16 protein-coding genes and 1 tRNA gene are annotated in these 19,280 nt (G+C 73.1%); 2 read left to right on the top strand and 15 right to left on the bottom strand.

All coding sequences use genetic code 11. The annotated features are described in order from the left end of the window. Positions 1-105 precede the first annotated feature (105 nt). The gene (locus AAG742_RS05345; RefSeq protein ID WP_298713450.1) at positions 106-1,266 is read left to right on the top strand and encodes an oxidoreductase; all 1,161 of its coding nucleotides are present in this window, start codon (positions 106-108) and stop codon (positions 1,264-1,266) included. Here AAG742_RS05345 and AAG742_RS05340 read toward each other — a convergent pair. From AAG742_RS05340 to AAG742_RS05290, 11 genes are all read right to left on the bottom strand, one after another. Beyond that, a tRNA-Ala gene (locus AAG742_RS05340) sits at positions 1,255-1,330 on the bottom strand. The two genes, AAG742_RS05345 and AAG742_RS05340, sit on opposite strands and share 12 nt — an antisense overlap. A gap of 121 nt (positions 1,331-1,451) precedes the next feature. Next, positions 1,452-2,117, bottom strand: a complete 666-nt coding sequence (locus AAG742_RS05335; RefSeq protein WP_298713448.1) for a histidine phosphatase family protein — start codon at positions 2,115-2,117, stop codon at positions 1,452-1,454. A gap of 7 nt (positions 2,118-2,124) precedes the next feature. Beyond that, the gene (rsfS, locus tag AAG742_RS05330) at positions 2,125-2,544 is read right to left on the bottom strand and encodes a ribosome silencing factor (RefSeq protein WP_248114941.1); all 420 of its coding nucleotides are present in this window, start codon (positions 2,542-2,544) and stop codon (positions 2,125-2,127) included. Next, complete coding sequence (nadD, locus tag AAG742_RS05325) at positions 2,541-3,194, bottom strand: nicotinate-nucleotide adenylyltransferase (protein WP_298713443.1); 654 nt, start codon at positions 3,192-3,194, stop codon at positions 2,541-2,543. The genes rsfS and nadD overlap by 4 nt, the downstream gene beginning before the upstream one ends. A gap of 2 nt (positions 3,195-3,196) precedes the next feature. Next, positions 3,197-3,424, bottom strand: a complete 228-nt coding sequence (locus AAG742_RS05320; RefSeq protein WP_248114942.1) for a hypothetical protein — start codon at positions 3,422-3,424, stop codon at positions 3,197-3,199. 78 nt (positions 3,425-3,502) lie between these two features. After that, entirely contained in the window at positions 3,503-4,822 is a 1,320-nt protein-coding gene (locus tag AAG742_RS05315; RefSeq protein ID WP_298713441.1) for a glutamate-5-semialdehyde dehydrogenase, read from the bottom strand. A gap of 51 nt (positions 4,823-4,873) precedes the next feature. Continuing rightward, positions 4,874-6,088, bottom strand: a complete 1,215-nt coding sequence (proB, locus tag AAG742_RS05310) for a glutamate 5-kinase (RefSeq protein ID WP_298713439.1) — start codon at positions 6,086-6,088, stop codon at positions 4,874-4,876. A gap of 3 nt (positions 6,089-6,091) precedes the next feature. Beyond that, a complete protein-coding gene (gene obgE, locus AAG742_RS05305; RefSeq protein ID WP_298713436.1) occupies positions 6,092-7,651 on the bottom strand; it encodes a GTPase ObgE in 1,560 nt (519 codons plus the stop codon). A gap of 149 nt (positions 7,652-7,800) precedes the next feature. After that, positions 7,801-8,058 (bottom strand): 50S ribosomal protein L27, encoded by a 258-nt coding sequence (rpmA, locus tag AAG742_RS05300; protein WP_248114948.1) that lies wholly within the window; start codon positions 8,056-8,058, stop codon positions 7,801-7,803. A 51-nt stretch (positions 8,059-8,109) separates the two neighbouring features. Continuing rightward, positions 8,110-8,415: a 50S ribosomal protein L21 gene (gene rplU / locus AAG742_RS05295; RefSeq protein ID WP_248114951.1), complete on the bottom strand. Its 306-nt coding sequence runs from the start codon at positions 8,413-8,415 to the stop codon at positions 8,110-8,112. Between the two features lie 227 nt (positions 8,416-8,642). Next, positions 8,643-11,768 carry an Rne/Rng family ribonuclease gene (locus tag AAG742_RS05290; RefSeq protein WP_343282405.1) on the bottom strand — a complete coding sequence of 1,042 codons (3,126 nt, stop codon included), beginning with the start codon at positions 11,766-11,768 and terminating at the stop codon, positions 8,643-8,645. Between the two features lie 398 nt (positions 11,769-12,166). On the opposite strand from AAG742_RS05290, the gene AAG742_RS05285 reads away from it, so the two are divergent. Continuing rightward, positions 12,167-12,847 carry a vitamin K epoxide reductase family protein gene (locus AAG742_RS05285; RefSeq protein WP_298713430.1) on the top strand — a complete coding sequence of 227 codons (681 nt, stop codon included), beginning with the start codon at positions 12,167-12,169 and terminating at the stop codon, positions 12,845-12,847. Positions 12,848-13,069: 222 nt separating this feature from the next. Here the strand turns inward: AAG742_RS05285 and ndk are convergent, their stop codons facing one another. The 4 genes from ndk to ileS are packed head-to-tail and all read right to left on the bottom strand — an operon-like array spanning position 13,070 to position 19,025. Then, positions 13,070-13,492, bottom strand: coding sequence for a nucleoside-diphosphate kinase (gene ndk / locus AAG742_RS05280; RefSeq protein WP_248114957.1), 423 nt, complete (start codon positions 13,490-13,492; stop codon positions 13,070-13,072). Between the two features lie 60 nt (positions 13,493-13,552). Next, on the bottom strand, positions 13,553-14,077 hold the full coding sequence (locus tag AAG742_RS05275; RefSeq protein WP_298713427.1) for a DUF4233 domain-containing protein: 525 nt from the start codon (positions 14,075-14,077) through the stop codon (positions 13,553-13,555). Continuing rightward, positions 14,074-15,612 (bottom strand): Mur ligase family protein, encoded by a 1,539-nt coding sequence (locus AAG742_RS05270; protein ID WP_298713424.1) that lies wholly within the window; start codon positions 15,610-15,612, stop codon positions 14,074-14,076. The genes AAG742_RS05275 and AAG742_RS05270 overlap by 4 nt, the downstream gene beginning before the upstream one ends. Beyond that, positions 15,609-19,025, bottom strand: coding sequence for an isoleucine--tRNA ligase (gene ileS, locus AAG742_RS05265; protein ID WP_298713422.1), 3,417 nt, complete (start codon positions 19,023-19,025; stop codon positions 15,609-15,611). Before ileS ends, AAG742_RS05270 begins: the two co-directional genes overlap by 4 nt. Positions 19,026-19,280 lie beyond the last annotated feature (255 nt).

The raw sequence follows: 19,280 nt of genomic DNA, 5'->3' as shown, positions 1-19,280 counted from the left end.
GGCAACCGTGCAAACCTGCCGGGCGGCGTCGATGGACCGCCGCGGCCCCACGGCCTAGCGTGCAGGAGACGCCCCCATGCCCGCCGCCAGCCCAGGAGGTCCTGCATGTCCCGCACTGACGCACCGATCCGCACCGCCCTGATCGGCTATGGGTTCGCCGGGAAGACGTTCCACGTCCCCCTGCTCCACGCCACGGAGGGACTCGCGCTCACCCATGTCGCCTCCAGCCGCCCGGACGCAGTGCACGCGGACCTGCCGGACGTCGTCGTGGTGCCCGACGTGGACGCGCTCCTGGCTCGCCACGACGTGGACCTCGTGGTGATCGCCGCCCCGAACGACCAGCACACGACGCTCGCGCGCACGGCCCTGAGGGCGGGCAGGCACGTGGTGGTGGACAAGCCCTTCACGCTGAGTCTCGCCGAGGCGCGGGAGCTGCGCGACCTCGCGTCCGAGACGGGACGGGTGCTGCGGGTGTTCCAGAACCGCCGCTTCGACAGCGACTTCCTGGGCATCGCCGAGCTCGTCCGCTCCGGCGGGCTCGGAGACGTCGTCCACCTCGAGTCCCGGATCGACCGCTTCCGTCCGACCGTCCGGGACCGCTGGCGGGAAGCCGCGGTGCCCGGGGGCGGCATCTGGTTCGACCTCGGCCCGCACCTGGTCGACCAGGCGCTCCTGCTCTTCGGCGTCCCCGATCTCGTGGACGCCGACCTCGCGGCCCTGCGTCCGGGCGCCCCGGTCGAGGACTGGGCGCACTGCGTGCTGCAGTACCCGGGCCGGCGTGTGGTCCTGCAGGCGTCGATGCTCGTGGCCGGCGGCAGCCCGCGCTTCGCGGTCCACGGCACGCGCGGCACCGCGGTGAAGGAACTGCCGGATCAGCAGGAGGCTCAGCTGCGCACGGGTCTGCTCCCCGGTGCCGCGGACTGGGGCGTCGACCCGGACCCGATCCTCCTGCACGACGGGGAGGGGGACATCGAGCGCGTCCCTGCGCCGACCGGAGCCCAGCAGCGGTCCTACACGGGCGTGCGCGACGCGATCCTGGGCCGCCCGAGCGGCGACGCCGCCACCCCCGACCAGGCCGTCGCCGTGATGGCGGTGCTCGAGGCCGCCGTCGCCTCGGCGCGGGAGGGCCGTGCGGTGGAACCCGCCCTCACGGCGGCGGAGCGCGCCGCGTACCCCGGCGTGTCCCCCGCACCGACCGCGCACGGGAGCCCGACGACGACGAAGGCCCGGTCCGTATGGACCGGGCCTTCTGACTGGTGGAGGTAAGGGGATTCGAACCCCTGACCTTCTGCATGCCATGCAGACGCGCTACCAACTGCGCCATACCCCCAGATGTGGGTGTCACCCGCGATGTTCACGCGCCGTTTCCGGCGCGTTCGCCTCGCTGGCAACTCGACCAGCGTACACGGTCCCCGCGCGGGCGCCAAATCGGCGTCCAGGCCGGGGCGCCCTCAGATGCCGTAACCCTCGAGGGTCCAATCGCCCCAGCCCTCGGCCCCGGTGTCCGGGGCGAACGCGCCCTGCAGCACGGCGGCGCGGGCGTTGCCGATCCGTTCCATCGCCGCGAAGGCCTCGCCCTCGTGACGCAGGAGCAGCCCCGTGGCCGCGCGGATCAGCGCACCGTGGGCCACGGCGAGCAGGGTGTGGGCGCCACCGTCGCGCGGGGTGTCCGCCCAGTGCGGGGGCACGTGTCCGCGCAGCGCACGCAGGGCCCGCTCGCCGCCCCCGCGCAGGGTCTCCCCGCCGACGGGGCCGGCGTCGAGCGCCGGCTCGGCCCGCCAGAGGCGGTGCTCGTCCGGCCAGCGTTCCGCGATGGCACTGAGCTCCAGGCCCTCCCACTGTCCCCCGGCCAGCTCCATCAGCTCCGGGTCGACGGCCACGGGCGCCGCGCCCACCCGGGCCTCGAGCACGATCTCGGCCGTGCGGCGCGCCCGGGCCAGCGGGGAGCACACGGCCACGAGCTCCTCCGCGTCCTCGATCAGGTCGCCCACGGGCCCGCCGGCGGCGCGGCGGGCCTGCCGCTCGCCCACGGCGTTGAGGTCGACGTCGGTGCGGCCCTGGTACCGATCGAGGGCGTTCCAGTCGGTCTCGCCGTGACGCAGGAGGATCAGGCGCACGGGCGGCTCAGTACTGGTGGGCGGCGTCCGAGGCCTCACCGGCGGCGTCGGGCCGGGTGGCCTCCTCGGGCAGGCCCAGGTCGATGGCCGGGCTGTCCTTCCACAGGCGGTCGAGCGCGTAGAACTCGCGGTCCTCCCGGTGCTGCACGTGCACCACGAAGTGCCCGTAGTCGAGGAGCACCCAGTGCCCGTCGGAACGGCCCTCGCGGCGCAGCGGCTTGAGCTGCTCGTCCTTCAGCAGGGCCTCCTCGACGCCGTCCACGATGGCGTTGACCTGACGCTCCGAGGCGCCCGAGGCGATGAGGAACGCGTCCGTGAGGCCGAGGCGCTCGGCCACGTCCACGGCCACGACGTGCGTGGCCAGCTTCTCCGCGGCGGCCGCGGCGGCCACAGTGAGGGCGTCGAGGGTGGTCTGGGGAACGGTCACGGTGCTCCTTGAGCCTGGGGGTCGATGGCGAACGCGGGGTGCGCGTCGTCCTCGGGCTGATAGAGCCCGTACTTGTTGATGTACTGCACCACGCCGTCGGGCACGAGGTACCAGACGGGACGGCCACGGGCCACGCGCGCGCGGCAGTCCGTCGAGGAGATGGCCATGGCCGGGATCTCCATGAGGGAGATGTCGTCCTTGAGGCCGGGGTCCGTGAGGTCGTGGCCGGGCCGGGTGACGCCCACGAAGTGCGCGAGGTCCCACAGCTCGTCCACGTTCTTCCACGTGAGGATCTGGGCGAGCACGTCCGCGCCCGTGATGAAGAAGAGCTCGGCGTCCGGGTTCAGACGACGCAGGTCGCGCAGGGTGTCCGCGGTGTAGGTGTCGCCCGGGCGGTCGATGTCCACGCGGGACACCGTGAACCGCGGGTTGGAGGCCGTGGCGACCACGGTCATGAGGTAGCGGTCCTCGGCCGGGGAGACCTTCTTGTCCGACTTCTGCCACGGCTGGCCGGTGGGCACGAAGACGACCTCGTCGAGGTCGAACTCCGCGGCCACCTCGCTGGCCGCCACGAGGTGGCCGTGGTGGATCGGGTCGAAGGTGCCGCCCATGATGCCGAGGCGGGGACGCCGTCCGGCGTCGGCGGACACGATCAGTGGCCGGCGCCGTGCGAGCCGGTGGAGCCGTGCCCGCCGTGGCGCTGCACCGTGGTGGTGGGCTCCGGGTGGCGCAGGGACACGGACCGCATGGACATGATGGCCAGCAGGGAGGCCATCAGCAGCAGGAACATGATGATCCCGTACCAGATGGCGGGAATGGGCAGCTCGTGGACCACGTGGTGGCCCTCCGCGGCGGCCAGGATCAGTGCGCTGTTCAGCATGGGTGCTCCTCGGTGCGTGGGTGCGACGGCCGGGTCCATGCCCCGGCCAGGGTGTGCCTCAGTCCATCCTAGCGGCGGTCAGCGCCGGATCTGGCCGTCGCCGCGCAGGATCCACTTGGTGGTGGTCAGCTCCTCGAGGCCCATGGGTCCGCGGGCGTGCATCTTCTGCGTGGAGATGCCGACCTCCGCGCCGAGGCCGAGCTCGCCGCCGTCGGTGAACCGGGTGGAGGCGTTGACGATCACGGCGGCTGCGTCGATCTCCGTCACGAAGCGGTCCGCGTTCGCGAGGTCGTTGGTGACGATGGCCTCGGTGTGCCCCGTGGACCAGCGGCGGATGTGCTCCATGGCCTCGTCCAGGGAGCCCACCGTCTTCACGGCCATCTCCATGTCCAGGTACTCGCGGCCCCAGTCCTCCTCGGTGGCGTCCACGGCCGTGCGCGCCGCCGGCCCGCCGTCCGCGGCGTCCGGCAGCCAGGCGCGGGCCGCGGCGTCCACGTGCAGCAGCACCCCGGCACGCGTGAGGGCGCGCAGCACCTCGCGGCCCGCCGCCTCGGCGTCCTGGTGCAGCAGCAGGGTCTCGGCGGCGTTGCACACGGAGGTGCGGTGCGTCTTGGCGTTCAGGGCGATGTCCGCCGCCATCTCGACGGGCGCGGAGGCGTCGATGTAGAGGTGCACGTTGCCCTCGCCGGTCTCGATGACGGGGACGCGCGACTCGCGGACCACGCGCTGGATCAGCTCCCGGCCGCCGCGCGGGATGAGCACGTCCACGGAGCCGTGTGCCTCCATGAGGGCGGCGACGCCGGGCCGGCCCAGGTCGTCGATCCCCTGGATGAGGTTGGGGTCGAACCCCTGGGCGCCGACCGCCTCCCGCAGGACCTGGACCAGGACGGTGTTCGTGCGTTCCGCCGCGGAGCCGCCCCGCAGGATCACGGCGTTGCCGGACTTCAGCGCGATGCCGGCGATGTCCACGGTGACGTTGGGACGGGCCTCGTAGACGGCGCCCACGACGCCGAGGGGCACGCGCACCTGCTGCATGCGGACGCTGTTGGGCAGGCTGCGGCCGCGCACGACCACGCCCACGGGATCGGGCAGCGCGGCGAGGTCCTCCAGCGCGACGGCGAGGCCCTCCAGGCGGTCGTCGTCGAGGATGAGGCGGTCCAGGAGGGCCGCCGTCGTGCCGGTGGCCTTCCCGCGCTCCACGTCCTCCGCGTTGGCCGCCAGGATGGCGGGGCCGTTCGCGCGCAGGGCGGAGGCGAGAGCCAGGAGCGTCTCGTCCTTGCGGGCACGGCCGGCGCGGGCGAGCTCGCCGCACGCGGCCCGCGCCCACGCGGACCGGCTGCGGATCGCCTCCACGACGTCGGGGGCGGGCTGCTGCTGGGCGTTCTGCTCCGTGTCCATGCCCGCCACCCTAGCGAACGGGGCGGCGGGCACGCAGGGCGCGGCTCGCGCTCAGCTGTAGGCCGCGTGCGAGGGGGCGAGCCGGACCCAGTCGTCCGCGTGGACCACGACGCCGTCGTAGCCCGCGCCGAGCTCCTCCTTCAGGACGGCCGTGGAGCGGCCGAGCATGCGCGGCAGCTGGGACGCGGAGTACTGGACGAGGCCGCGGGCCCGCACCCGGCCGTCCTGATCCGCGATCTCGACGACGTCGCCGGCCGTGAACTGCCCGGAGACGTCCGTGATGCCGGCGGCCAGGAGCGAGCGCCCGCGGTCGATCGCGCCGGCGACCGCGCCGTCGTCGATGGTGAGGCGGCCCCGGACCTCGGCCGTGAGGCCGAGCCACGCGGCGCGGGCCGAGCGCCGCCGGCCGGCCACCTCGAACCACGTGCCCACGTCCTCCCCCGCGAAGGCGGCGGCGGCGTTGGGCGCCGAGGTCAGCAGCGTGGGGATGCCCGTGGTGGCCGCGATGCCGGCGGCGTCCACCTTGGTGACCATGCCGCCCGTGCCGACGCCGGCGGAGCCCGGGGTGCGCACGTCCACGCCCGCGAGGTCCTCGTCTGAGGAGACGGTGGCGATCCGCCGCGAGTCCGGCAGCGACGGGTGCCCCGTGTACAGCGCGTCCACGTCCGAGAGGAGGACGAGCAGGTCCGCCTTCACGAGGTTGGCGGTGAGGGCGGCGAGGCGGTCGTTGTCGCCGAAGCGGATCTCGCGGGTGGCCACCGCGTCGTTCTCGTTGACGATCGGCATGACGTCCATCGTGAGCAGGCGGGCCAGCGAGCGGTGCGCGTTGATGTACTGGCCGCGGCGCATGAGCTCCTCCGCCGTGAGCAGCACCTGGCCCACGGTGGTGGCGTGCCGGGCGAAGCTCTGGGAGTAGTGGGCCATGAGGCTCCCCTGGCCCACCGAGGCGGCCGCCTGCTGCGTGGCCGTGTCCTTGGGGCGGCGGGTGAGGCCCAGCTGCGGGAAGCCCGCCGCGATCGCGCCCGAGGAGACCAGCACCACCTGCGTGCCGCGGGAGCGCAGGTCCGCGATCACGTCCACGAGCGCATCGATCGCCTCGGTGTTCAGGCCGGTCGGCGTGGTGAGGGAGGACGAGCCGATCTTGATGACCACGCGCCGCGCGGCCGGCAGGGTCTCCCGCGTGGTCACGGGGTTGGCCTTGGGGTCCTCCGGCCCGCCCGTGGCGGGCGTGGCGTAGCGGGTGACGACGGTGCGGCGTGCAGACATGGGTCAGTCCTCTCGGTCGGGGTCCTCGGTCTCGTCCACGGTCCAGAGGCCGGTGCGCCGCTCCGCCTCCATCTCAGCCCGCGTGGCGGCACGGGCGGCCCGGCGCTGGTCCTGCTCGGCACGCTTCTCCGCGCGGGTGGCGCGGCTGCGCTCGTCGAGGCGGAGGTCGGTGCCGCGCGGGCCGGCGAGGAGCTCGGCGCCGGCGGACAGGGTGGGCTCCCAGTCGAAGAGCACACCGGACTCGTCGTCGCCGATCACCACGGCGTCGCCCGGCGTCGCGCCGGCCTTGAACAGGCCGTCCTCGACGCCGAGGCGCTGCAGCCGGTCCGCGAGGTAGCCCACGGCCTCGTCGTTGACGAAGTCGGTCTGGGCGACCCACTTCTCCGGCTTCTCGCCGCGCACGCGGAACAGGGGCTTGAGGTTGCGCTCCTCGCGGACCACGGTGAACTCCCCGCGCTCGCCCTTGCGGTGGAAGCGGCGGGGCACCTCGACGGGCGCGGGCGCCTCCGGCTCGGGGACCCGCTCGCGGGCCTGCGTGACCAGGTCGGCCATGGCGTACTTGAGGGCCTCCAGGCCCTCGCGGGCCAGCGCGGAGATGTCGAAGACCCGCAGGCCGCGGCCCTCGAGCTCGGCGCGGACCATGTCCGCCATCTCGGCGCCGTCCGGCAGGTCGGTCTTGTTCAGCGCCACGAGGCGGGGGCGCTCGTTGAGCGGCACCACGCCGTCGCCGCCCTGGGAGAAGACGGGCTCCACGGCGTACGCCTCGAGCTCGGCCTCGATGGCCTCGAAGTCGGCGATCGGGTCGCGGTCCGGCTCGATCGTGCCGCAGTCCAGCACGTGCACGAGCGCGGCGCATCGCTCCACGTGGCGCAGGAACTCGAGGCCGAGGCCGCGGCCCTCGGAGGCTCCGGGGATGAGGCCCGGCACGTCCGCCACGGTGTAGCGGACCTCCCCGGCCTGCACGACGCCGAGGTTCGGCACGAGCGTGGTGAAGGGGTAGTCCGCGATCTTGGGGCGCGCCGCCGAGATCGCCGCGATGAGCGAGGACTTGCCCGCGGAGGGGAACCCGACCAGGGCGATGTCCGCGACCGTCTTGATCTCGAGCGAGAGCTCGCGGCTCTCCCCCGGCAGGCCGAGGAGCGCGAAGCCCGGGGCCTTGCGCTTGACGGAGGCCAGCGCCGCGTTGCCGAGCCCGCCCTGACCGCCCGCCGCGGCCACGTAGGTGGCACCCTCCCCCACGAGGTCCGCCACGATGTTCCCGTTCTCGTCCTTCACCACGGTGCCGTCCGGCACGGGCAGCACGAGGGACGTGCCGTCCTTGCCCGCCCGGTGGTCGCCCATGCCGGGCTGGCCGTTCTCCGCGGAGCGGTGCGGGGCGTGGTGGTAGTTGAGCAGGGTGGTGGTCTGCGAGTCCACCACGAGGGTGATGTCGCCGCCGTCGCCGCCCTTGCCGCCGTCGGGACCGCCGAGGGGCTTGAACTTCTCACGGTGCACGGACACGCACCCGTGCCCGCCGTTGCCGGCGGTGAGGTGGAGGACGACGCGGTCCACGAAGGCTGCCATGGGGAGGATCCTGACGGTGGGAGAGAAGGGGTGAGACGACGACGGCGGGAGCGGGTCCTGAGAACAGTGACCCGCCCCCGCCGGGGCGTCAAGCCGCGCGGACCGCCTCCGGGTGGGAGGCGTGGCCCGCGCTCAGGCCGCGAGTGGGATCACTCGGCGGCGGCGACCACGTCCACGACCTTGCGGCCGCGGCGCTGACCGAAGGACACGGAGCCGGCCGACAGCGCGAAGAGCGTGTCGTCCTTGCCGCGGCCCACGTTGTGGCCCGGGTGGAACTTGGTGCCGCGCTGGCGGACGATGATCTCGCCGGCGTTGACGTCCTCGCCGCCGTAGCGCTTGACGCCGAGGTACTGGGGATTCGAGTCGCGGCCGTTCTTGGAGGAACTGCCGGCCTTCTTATGTGCCATTGCTGTTGCCTAACCTCTCGGATGCTCGGGGTGCGCGAAGCCGGTGACGGCTCAGGCGATCCCGGTGATCTTGACCGTGGACAGCTCAGAGCGGTGGCCCTGGCGCTTCTTGTAGCCGGTCTTGTTCTTGTACTTCTGGATAACGATCTTCTTGCCGCGGGAGTGGGAGACCACCTCGGCGGTCACCTTCACACCGGCGGCGTCGGCGCCTGCCGTGACCTTCTCCCCGTCCACCAGCATCAGAGCGGGCAGCTCGACGGAGCCACCGGTCTCAGCGGGGACGCGGTCAAGGGTAACGAGGTCTCCGACGGAAACCTTCTCCTGGCGGCCGCCAGCGCGGACAATCGCGTACACCACTTGGGACTCACTTCTCTCGACGTTTCAATGGATTCGGCTGTGTTCTCACACCCGTACCTCGACTGCAGCGTGCGCCCGGGTACGACGGTCCCTCACCGGGACATGCAGGAGCGTGCGGGCGGTGAACACCGATTGTTCATCATACTGCGTCCCCCGCACCCGCACCAATCGCGACACGCTCGGCGCGTCGCGCCCCCGAGAGGGGCGACGCGCCGAGCCGCGGCCCGTCAGCGTCGGGCCAGGTCCGCGGCCTTCACGCCCACGCCCAGCATGACCGGGGCCGGGGCCTCCGCGGCGGTGCGCTCGGTCGGCGCAGCGGCGGCCGAGGCGGTGAAGCGGCTCCCGGTGGCGGCGGCCGAGGCGTCCTGCACCTCCACCTGGACGCCGTCCGAGGAGACGGCACGCCGCGAACGACGGCGGGCCGGACGCTCGGCGGTGGGCGCAGCGGGCGCAGCGGGCTCGGGCACGACGGGGTCGGGCGCCTGGGCGGGTGCCGGCACGACGGGCTCGGGCGCCTGGGCGGGTGCCGGCTCGGCGACCGGCTCGGGCGCCTCCGCGGCCACGGGCTCCGGGGCCCGGGCGGCCACCGAGGCGGGCGCCTCCGCGCCGCGGCGCTCGAGGGCATCCTCCAGGCTCTTCAGCTCTGCGGCGGGACGCACGGCACCGTCGCTCGAGGCCCGGCGGGACCGCCGACGACGCGGCACGGGGACGTCCTCGCCGTCGAACGTGATGACCCCGGAGACCTCACGAGCGGCCTCGGAGGGGGCGTCGGGGGCCGGTGCGGCCTGAGCCGGGGCAGCCATCTCCGGCTCCTCCGAGGTGTCCGTGACCGCCGAGGCCTCGGCCTCGGTCTGCTCGGGATCCTGGAGAGCCCGCGGCGCCTCCGGGGCGGAGCGGTCGGCGTCCGCGCGGCGCGAACGCCCGCGCCCGCCACGACGACGGCGGCCTCCGGAACGGCCCTCACCCTCCTCCTCGGCGGCGGGGGCCTCCGGGGCCTCCGCCTGGACGGGCTCTGCGGCAGGCTCCGACTCGACGGGCTCGGCCTGGGCGGGCACGCCGCCGGCCGGCTGGACGTCCGCCGTCGTCGCGGACTCCTGCTCCGGGGCGGCCTCGCGGGCGTCCCGGCCGGAGTCGGTGCGCTCGTCGCCGGACGGGCGGGAGCCGTCGTCGCCCCCGCGGCCGCGGCGGCGTCCACGGCGCCGACGGCGGCGGCCGCCGTTCTCCTCGTCGCCCTCGGTCTCGGCGTCGGCGCTGTCGCGCTCGGGCCGGGTGCCACGGTCCGACTCGGCCGGCGCGGACTCCTCGTCCTCCGGCTCCTGCCCGCGCTGGTCGTCGGAGGCCGGGGCGGCGTCGGAGGCGGCCTCGACGGGGGCCTCCTCGATCTTGCCGGACGCCTTGGCGATGGAGTGGAGGGCGGCGCGGGCGGCGGCCGCCCGCTCGCGGCGCTGACGGGCCTCGTCCGAGGCCTCCTCATCGGGCTCGCCCGTGGTCGACTCGTCGTGCGGCGCGTCCACGTCGGAGCCGCGACGGCGCTTGCGTCGTCGGCCCTCGCCCTCGGAGCGCGACTCCGCCTGGACGCGGCCCTTCTCGACCGGCGCGTCGTGGATGAGGATGCCGCGGCCGGCGCAGTGCTCACAGGTCTCGGAGAACACCTCGACGAGGCCGGTGCCCATGCGCTTGCGCGTCATCTGCACGAGGCCGAGCGAGGTGACCTCGGCCACCTGGTGCTTGGTGCGGTCACGGCCGAGGCACTCGACGAGGCGGCGCAGGACCAGGTCCCGGTTGCCCTCGAGCACCATGTCGATGAAGTCGATGACGATGATGCCGCCGATGTCCCGCAGACGCAGCTGGCGGACGATCTCCTCGGCCGCCTCGAGGTTGTTCTTGGTGACGGTCTCCTCGAGGTTGCCGCCCGAGCCCGTGAACTTCCCGGTGTTGACGTCCACCACCGTCATGGCCTCGGTGCGGTCGATCACGAGCGAGCCGCCGGAGGGCAGGTAGACCTTGCGGTCCAGGGCCTTGTGGAGCTGCTCGTCCACGCGGTGCGTGGCGTACAGGTCCTCGCCCTCGAGGTCCTCGGGGACCCAGTGGTGGAGGCGGTCCAGCAGGTGCGGGGCCACGTAGGTCACGTAGGCCTCGATGTTGTCCCAGGTCTGCTCGCCCTGGACGATCATCGCCGAGAAGTCCTCGTTGAAGACGTCGCGGAGGGTCTTGATGGTCAGGTCCGGCTCGGCGTACAGCAGCTCGGGCGCCAGCACCTTGCCGGCGGAGGCCCGGCCCTCGATGCCCTCCCACTGCGCGCGGAGGCGGTTGATGTCGTTCTGCAGCTCCTCCTCGGAGGTGCCCTCCGCGGCCGTGCGCACGATCACGCCCGCGTCCTGCGGGAGGTGGTCCTTGAGGATCTTCTTCAGGCGGGCGCGCTCCACGTCGGGGAGCTTGCGGGAGATGCCGGTCATGGAGCCGCCGGGCACGTACACGAGGTAGCGGCCGGGCAGGGAGACCTGACTCGTCAGGCGGGCGCCCTTGTGCCCCACCGGGTCCTTGGTGACCTGCACCAGGACGGTGTCCCCGGACTTGAGCGCGTTCTCGATCTTCTTCGGCCTGCCGTCCAGCTGCGCGGCGTCCCAGTTGACCTCGCCCGCATACAGCACGGCATTGCGGCCGCGGCCGATGTCCACGAACGCGGCCTCCATCGAGGGCAGCACGTTCTGCACCTTGCCGAGGTACACGTTGCCGATCATCGAGTCCTGGGTCGTGTTGGAGACGAAGTGCTCCGCGAGCACGCCGTCCTCGAGCACGGCGATCTGGATGCGGCTGTCCCGCTGGCGCACGAGCATCTTGCGGTCCACGGACTCGCGGCGGGCCAGGAACTCGGCCTCGGTGATCACGGTGCGGCGGCGGCCGCCCGAGCGGGAGTCCCGGCGGCGCTGGCGCTTGGCCTCCAGGCGGGTCGAGCCCTTGACGCCCTGGACGGTGTCCGAGCGCGTGGCCTCGGCCGCGGCGGCGCGGGGGGCGCGCACCCGGGTCACGGTGTGCTCCGGGTCGCCGTCCTCACCGCCGTCCAGCTCCATGTCGACGGCGCCGCGGCGGCGCTTGCGACGGCGGCGGGAGACGGCCGGGCGGTCCCCGCGATCCTCGGACTCGTCACGGTCGTCCTGGTCGTGGTCCTCGTGGCCGCGGTCCCCGTCGTCGTCCGCCGCGTGCTGCGGACGCGCGGGACGCGTCCGCAGCACCTCCATCACGTTCTCGGGGACCGCGAAGGGGTCACGGGGATCGAACAGGACGGTCTCGCCCGACACGGGCTGGGATGCGGAGCGTTCGTCCGCGGGGGTCTGGTTCTCATTGGCCGCCATGGCAGCACCTCCCGCCGCCCGTCGGCGCCACACGCACCGCCGGCACGGCGTGTCACGGACCGCGCCCCGGCCGCGTTGCCCCGCGGGCGCTCGCGCGCCCGGGGTGCGCCGGGAGGCGGTCACCGAGAGAAGTCGTCTGGTGAACGGGTCCGGGGCCCCGGGAGGGGTCCTGGGCCTGAACCGCTGTGTGCGCCGAACCGGGCCTGCTCGATGGCTGGTTCGCCGATCGGCGCAGGGGCGGCATCGGATCGACCGAGCCGACCTCGGCACGGGGACACTCCCCGCGGCCGACGCGACGGCGGCGGCCCGTCGTCGGGCGCACAGCGGGACGGCCCGTGGTGTGGGCACGGGACGGCCGAGCCGATTCTCTCACACCGGCGCGGAACTAGACTCGGGACATGCCTGGTTCCTCCACCCGCGGCGCCCTCAACGCCCCCACCGCGTCCGCCTCCCCTCACGCCGACCGCGACCTCGACCTCGACCTCGACCTACCCTGGTACGCCCGCACCCGGGGAACCGCGTGGATGCTGCTGGTCACGTCGCTCATCGCGATGGCGGCGACCGTCGTCATCATCATCGAGCGCTCCATCCTGGCCGCGGACCCGACCCACCGCACGAGCTGCGACCTGAACCCGTGGGTCTCGTGCGGGCAGGTCATGCAGTCCTGGCAGGCGCAGACGTTCGGCTTCCCCAACACGTTCATCGGCGTCGTGGCCTTCTCCGTGCTCATCACCGTCGCCATGTCGCTGTTCGCCGGCGCTCGCTTCGCGCGCTGGTACTGGCTGCTGATGAACGCGTGCATCCTGGCCGGCTTCGCCTTCTGCGTGTGGCTCTGGCACTCGGCCGTGTACGACATCGGGACCCTCTGCCTCTACTGCATGGTGGTCTGGACCATGGTGACCGTCCAGCTCGGGCTGATCACGTCGCGCACCATCCAGACGGGCGCCCTCGGGAGCGGCTCGCCGCGCGCCGCGGCCCTCGCCCGGGACCTCACGTGGCCGTTCGTCGTGCTCGTCCTCCTCGGCGTCGGGGTGTCCATCCTGCTGGAGATGGGCCTGGGAGTCCTCGGCATCGGCTGAGGGCCCGGCATCCCCTGCACACGCGACGGCGCCGCACCCTCCAGTGGAGGGTGCGGCGCCGTCGCGTGTGCAGGAAGCGTGAGGGGCCGGGAGGACCGGCGGTCTCCTCGATCGCGCCCGGGGACGAGTCGGGCTGCCTCGCCGTGAGTCCCGGCTCCCGTCGCTGCCGTGGGGCTGTGCTTCTGGGCTCGTGTGCTTCCGACGATCGGCCGGGCTGTGGGATCAGCCGAACCAGATGGCGAGCTCGCGCTCCGCGGAGAGCGTGGAGTCCGAGCCGTGCACGAGGTTCTTCTGCACGCCCGCGCCCCAGTCGCGGCCGAGGTCGCCGCGGATGGTGCCGGGTGCGGCCACCGTGGGGTCGGTCTTGCCGGCCAGAGCGCGGAAGCCCTCGATCACGCGGTCGCCGCCGAGGCGGATCGCCACGACCGGCCCGGAGCCCATGAACTCGACGAGCGGCTCGAAGAACGGCTTGCCCTCATGCTCCTCGTAGTGCTTCTCCAGCATGCCGCGGGTGGCCGTGACCATCTTCAGGTCCACGATCGTGTAGCCCTTGCGCTCGATCCGGGCGATGATCTCGCCCACGAGGTTGCGCTGCACGCCATCGGGCTTGACGAGCACGAGGGTCTCTTCGGGGTGATGGGTCATGGTCGGCTCCTTCAGGGGTGGACGAGCTCGGTCTCCTCTCACCCTAGTGGGCGGCGCGCCTCAAGACCCGTGCTCCGCCGCCCACTCCTCCTCGAGGCGGTCACGCCGGGCGTTCTCGAGGTCGATCTCCCGGCCCTTGGTCACGGCGTACCACCACGTGAGCGCGAAGAGCGGGCCGATCACGAACATCGAGTACTCCCAGAACCCGGACACGATCAGCACGAGCTGGATGGCCCACCCGATCCAGATGCCCACGGGCCTCTGCACGAGCGCGCACGTCAGCAGTGCGACGACAGCCAGGACGGAGAAGCCGATCGCGAACCACAGGGCGTGCTCCTCCCCGCGGTTCAGCCCGAACAGGGTCATCCCCAGGAAGAAGATCACGACCGACTCGAGGGTCAGCACCACGGACGTGAACATGGCCCGCGTGGAACGGCGACGGCGGCGTTGACCGGGCGTCCAGGACCGCTGGGCCTTGGTCTCACGCTCGGGGCGCCACGCCTCGGCACCGAAGTGCTCGCCCTCGGTCGCGGCGGTTCCGGACGTCTCGGCCGGCTCGGCCGGGTGGGGCGTCGCGTGGCTCATCGGTGGTCCTCCGTCTCGTCGGCGTCGTCCAGCAGCTCGAGGATCTCGGGATCGAGGGCGTCCTCGTTCTCGTCGGCCAGGCCCACGGCGTCCAGCAGATCGGCCGGGTCGAGGCCGCGGGCGGCCACCGTCACCGGTCCGGCGCGGCGGGGCTCGCCGAGCAGCGCACGGACCTCGGCCGTGAGGGTGATGGACCCGAGGACGAGCACACCACCGCCTGTGCCGGAGGCCAGCTCGTCGGCGCTCGACTCGAGCGCCTCGGCACGGCCCACGGCCCACTCGAGCGCGTCCGGCACGGACTCGGTGGCGAACAGGTCGTCCTCGGGCCAGCCGGCGTCCAGGGCGATCCGCGCGAGCTCGGCCGCGGGGATGGCCCGCGGCGACGTCGACTGGGTGAGCGCCAGGTCCGCGACGTCGTCGCCGAACGCGCGGTGCAGCGCCTCCAGCATGGCGGGGGCGTCCTTCTCCTGCAGCACCCCCACCACGAGCACGAGGCGCGTGAAGCCGAACGACTCCTGCACGGCGCGCACGGTGGCCCGCACACCGTCGGGATTGTGGGCGGCGTCCACGATCACCGTGGGGGCGGTGCGCAGCACCTCGAGGCGGCCCGGGGAGGTGACCTGCGCGAGGCCCTCCCGCAGCAGCTCCTCGTCCAGGGGACGCACTCCCCCGCCGAGGAACGCCTCGAGCGCGGCGACGGCCAGGGCCAGATTCTGGGCCTGGTGCTCGCCGAGCAGGGGCAGGAAGAGGTCGGGGTACTCGCCGGCCAGGCCGCGCACCGCGACCTGCTGCCCGCCGACCGCGAGCGCACGCTCAACGACGCCGAACTCGACGCCCTCGAAGCGGAACGGCACGCCCGCGGACTGCGCGGCCTCCAGGAGCACCTGGGCGGCGTCGCGCTCCTGCACCGCGGACACCAGGAACCCGCCCGGCTTGACGATCCCCGCCTTCTCCTCGGCGATCTCCGCCTCGCTGTCCCCCAGCAGGTCGGTGTGGTCCAGGGAGATGGGGGTGACCACGGAGACGACGCCGTCGGCGACGTTGGTCGCGTCCGTGACGCCGCCCAGGCCCACCTCGAGCACGACGACCTCGACGGGCTCGTCCGCGAAGACGGCGAACCCGAGCACGGTGACGGCCTCGAAGTACGTCAGGCGCGGCTCGCCCGCGGCCTCCAGCTCGGCGTCTACGGTCTGCACGATCGGCAGGATCTCGCCCCACACGCGCACGAACGTCTCGTCGGACACCGGTTCGCCGTCGATGCTGATGCGCTCGGTGACCTTCTGCAGGTGCGGCGACGTGTAGCGGCCCGTGCGCAGCCCGTAGGCGCGCAGCACGGCCTCGATCATGCGCGCCGTGGACGTCTTGCCGTTCGTTCCGGTCAGGTGGATGACGGGAGCGGCGTCCTGCGGGTCCCCCAGGAGGGCCAGCACCCGACGCACGGGGTCCAGCCGCGGCTGCATCTTGTTCTCCGGGGCGCGGGCGAGCAGGTCCCGGTAGACCTCCTCGACCGTGCCGGGCCTCTGATCCGCACTCATGCGCCCACCTTCTCCACGGTCACGGCCACGGCCTTCATGGCGTCGTCGGCCGGGTCCTGGCGCGTGTCCTCCGCGCCGGAGTCCACGAGCTCCAGCTCCGCCGAGAGCGTCTCCCCCGCGATCAGCTCGCGGTGCGACTCGAGCGCCGCGAGCACGGCCGCCGGGCCCTCGATCCGGGAGCGCACCCGGTCGGAGACCTCGAGGCCGGCCTCCTTGCGGGCCGCCTGGACGGCGCGGATCACGTCGCGGGCCACGCCCTCGGCGGCAAGCTCCGCGCTCACCTCGGTCTCGAGGACGAGGAAGCCCGCCGCCCCGGAGAGCACGCCGACGGCGGTGCCGGCGGGCGCGCCCGTGGACACCGTGCGCAGCTCGTAGAGCTCGGGGGCCAGCGTCACGGTCTCGCCGTCGGCCAGGGCCACCGCCAGCCCGTCGGCGGTCTCCGCGTACGCGCCGTCATCGACGGCCTTCTTCACGGCCGGGACCTGCTTGCCGAACGCCTTGCCGAGCTCGCGGAAGTTCAGGGTCAGCTTCGTGCCGATCCCGTACTCGGCGATGGCCTCGTCCGAGAGCTCGGTGAGCGCCACCTCCTTGAGGTTGAGCTCGTCCGCGACGATCCGCGCGTAGGTGCCCTCGAGGCCGGCGGCGTCCGGCACGACGACGGACAGGCGCGCGAGCGGCAGGCGCACGCGGCGCTTGGCGCCCTTGCGCAGCGCCGAGCCGGCGGAGCTGATGCGGCGCACGGCGTCCATGCGGGCCACGAGCGTCTCCGCCTCAGGGCCGTGCGGGAACAGGTCCGCATCCGGGTAGTCGGTCAGGTGCACCGAGCGGCCGCCGGTGAGGCCGCGCCAGATCTCCTCCGCCACGAGGGGCAGCAGCGGCGCGGCGGCGCGCGTGAACGCCTCGAGCACGGTGTACAGGACGTCCATGGCCACGGTGTCCTCGGCGAAGAACCGCTCGCGGGAGCGCCGGATGTACCAGTTGGTCAGCGTGTCCATGAAGGTGCGCAGCGCCTCCGTGGCGTCGGAGACCTCATAGGAGTCCAGCGCCGCCTTGACCTCGCGCAGCATCTGCCCCGTGGCGGCCAGGACGTACTGGTCCAGGGGGTCCTCGGAGGTGTGGCGCTCGCTCGCGCGGTAGCCCTCGGGGCGGGCGCCGCCGTCGTGGGCCGTGTTGGCGTAGAGCGAGAAGAAGTGCCACGCGTTCCACGCCGGGAGGATCACCTGGCGGGTGGCCTCGCGGATGCCCTCCTCCGTGACGATCAGGTTGCCGCCGCGCAGGATGGGGCTGGCCATGAGGAACCAGCGCATGGCGTCCGAGCCGTCGCGGTCCAGGACCTCGTTGACGTCCGGGTAGTTGCGCAGCGACTTGGACATCTTCTGGCCGTCCGAGCCGAGCACGATGCCGTGCGAGATCACGTTGGAGAACGCGGGGCGGTCGAACAGCGCGGTGGCGAGGATGTGCATCGTGTAGAACCAGCCGCGGGTCTGGCCGATGTACTCCACGATGAAGTCCGCCGGGTTGTGCGTGGGGAACCAGTCGGCCCGCTCGAACGGGTAGTGCACCTGCGCGTACGGCATGGAGCCGGAGTCGAACCAGACGTCCAGGACGTCCTCGACGCGGCGCATCACGGCCCCGGCCGCGGCGGCCTCGGGGTCCGGGTGCGGGCGGGTGAGGTCGTCGATCCACGGACGGTGCAGGTCGACCTCGCCCTCGGCGTTGCGCGGCAGGCGCCCGAAGGCCTCCTCGATTTCGGCGAGCGAGCCGTAGACCTCCTGGCGCGGGTAGTCCGGGTGGTCGGACTCCCACACCGGGATGGGCGAGCCCCAGTAGCGGTTGCGGGAGATCGACCAGTCGCGGGCGTTGGCCACCCACGTGCCGAACTGCCCGTGCTTCACGTTGCCGGGGATCCAGGTGATCTCGTCGTTCAGCTCGAGCATGCGCTCCTTGACCTGCGTGACCGCGACGTACCAGGAGGTCACCGCGCGGTAGACCAGCGGCTTCCGGCAGCGCCAGCAGTGCGGGTAGGAGTGCTCGTAGGAGGCCTCGCGGGCCACGCGGCCCAGGTCACGCAGCGCGCGCACGATCGTCCGGTTGGCCTCGAAGACCTGCACGCCGGCGATCTCGCGCAGGTCGCCGCGTCCGGTGTCCTCGCGGGCGAACAGCGGGAGGAACTTCGCGCCCGAGTCCACGGAGAGCAGCACGGGGATGCCGTTCGCCTCGCACACCCGCTGGTCGTCCTCGCCGTAGGCGGGGGCCTGGTGGACCACGCCCGTGCCGTCGTCGGTGGAGACGTAGTCGTCCACGAGGATGCGGTGGGCGGCGTCCAGGGTGAGCTCGCGGCCGTTCGCGGTGAACGTCTCGCCGCGGTGGGCGTCGAACACGTCCGTGAACAGGGGCGCGTAGCGCAGCCCGCCCAGGCGGGCGCCGGGGATGGTCTCCACGACGGCGGCGCGCGCGGCCTCCGCGTCCGCGTAGCCGAGCTCCTTGGCGTGGGCGGGCACGCGGTCCAGGGCGAGGAGGAAGCGCTCCGCGTCCACGGAGGCGCCCTCGGGGCCGGCGGGCACCACGGCGTAGGCGATCTCCGGCCCGACGGCGAGGGCCGCGTTGGTCGGCAGGGTCCAGGGCGTGGTGGTCCACGCGAGGACGTGCACGCCGAGGAGACGCTCGGCCAGGTCGGCGTCGGCGCCGCCGTCGGGGATGAGCGCGGCGTCCTCCGGCAGGCCCGTGACGGGGAAGGAGACGGTGACGGATGGGTCCTGGCGCATCTGGTAGACGTCGTCGTCCATGCGCAGCTCGTGGTTGGAGAGCGGGGTCTCGTCGTTCCAGCAGTAGGGCAGCACGCGGAACCCGCGGTAGGTGAGCCCCTTCTCATGCAGCTGGGAGAACGCCCAGATCACGGACTCCATGAAGTCCGGGGTGAGGGTCTTGTAGTCGTTCTCGAAGTCCACCCAGCGGGCCTGGCGGGTGACGTACTCCTGCCACTGGTCCGTGTACTTGAGCACGGAGGCGCGGCACGCGTCGTTGAACCGGTCGATGCCCATGGCCTCGATCTCGGCCTTGTCCGTCATGCCGAGCTGCTTCATCGCCTCGAGCTCGGCGGGCAGACCGTGGGTGTCCCAGCCGAAGCGGCGCTCCACGCGGCGGCCCTGCTGCGTCTGGTAGCGGGCCACGAGGTCCTTCACGTAGCCCGTGAGGAGGTGGCCGTAGTGCGGCAGGCCGTTCGCGAAGGGCGGGCCGTCGTAGAAGACGAACTCGTTCTGCGCGCCATCCTCGGTGAGCGGCGGGCGCTGGTCGATGGAGGCCTGGAACGTGCCGTCCTCGTCCCAGTGCTGCAGGATGCGGCGCTCGATCTCCGGCAGGCGCGGCGAGGCGGGCGTGGTGCCGTTCGGGTCAGAGGAGGCGAGGGGGTACACGGTGGTCCTTTGCGGTCCGGGGAGGTGTTCCGTGCAAGGACGCACACCGGGGCCGTGGGGCCGACGGCAGCGCGGTACCACCTTGCTTGCCGATCCCTGCTGCCCGCGCGCGGAGGCGAGGGCGGTGCGCGGACCGACCGCTTCGTGACGGCTGTGACGGGCCTGCCCGTCCGGTTCTACTGAGGCGCCGCCTGCGACGGACGCCCGTTCTTCCGGAGGCTCACCGGTGATGGCCGGATCGACGCCTGTGCCCGC

The organism is Micrococcus sp. 2A, assembly GCF_039519235.1.
GTDB lineage: Bacteria > Actinomycetota > Actinomycetes > Actinomycetales > Micrococcaceae > Micrococcus.
The sequence above is the reverse complement of the archived record's forward strand: the minus strand, read 5'-3'. Positions and strand labels throughout refer to the sequence as shown.

Bases quoted from the DNA above. Each gene is read 5' to 3' on its own strand.
- AAG742_RS05345 (WP_298713450.1), top strand. From the start codon at position 106: ATGTCCCGCACTGACGCACCGATCCGCACCGCCCTGATCGGCTATGGG.
- AAG742_RS05320 (WP_248114942.1), bottom strand. From the start codon at position 3,424: ATGCTGAACAGCGCACTGATCCTGGCCGCCGCGGAGGGCCACCACGTG.
- AAG742_RS05315 (WP_298713441.1), bottom strand. From the start codon at position 4,822: ATGGACACGGAGCAGAACGCCCAGCAGCAGCCCGCCCCCGACGTCGTG.
- proB (WP_298713439.1), bottom strand. From the start codon at position 6,088: ATGTCTGCACGCCGCACCGTCGTCACCCGCTACGCCACGCCCGCCACG.
- obgE (WP_298713436.1), bottom strand. From the start codon at position 7,651: ATGGCAGCCTTCGTGGACCGCGTCGTCCTCCACCTCACCGCCGGCAAC.
- rpmA (WP_248114948.1), bottom strand. From the start codon at position 8,058: ATGGCACATAAGAAGGCCGGCAGTTCCTCCAAGAACGGCCGCGACTCG.
- AAG742_RS05290 (WP_343282405.1), bottom strand. From the start codon at position 11,768: ATGGCGGCCAATGAGAACCAGACCCCCGCGGACGAACGCTCCGCATCC.
- AAG742_RS05285 (WP_298713430.1), top strand. From the start codon at position 12,167: ATGCCTGGTTCCTCCACCCGCGGCGCCCTCAACGCCCCCACCGCGTCC.
- ndk (WP_248114957.1), bottom strand. From the start codon at position 13,492: ATGACCCATCACCCCGAAGAGACCCTCGTGCTCGTCAAGCCCGATGGC.
- AAG742_RS05275 (WP_298713427.1), bottom strand. From the start codon at position 14,077: ATGAGCCACGCGACGCCCCACCCGGCCGAGCCGGCCGAGACGTCCGGA.
- AAG742_RS05270 (WP_298713424.1), bottom strand. From the start codon at position 15,612: ATGAGTGCGGATCAGAGGCCCGGCACGGTCGAGGAGGTCTACCGGGAC.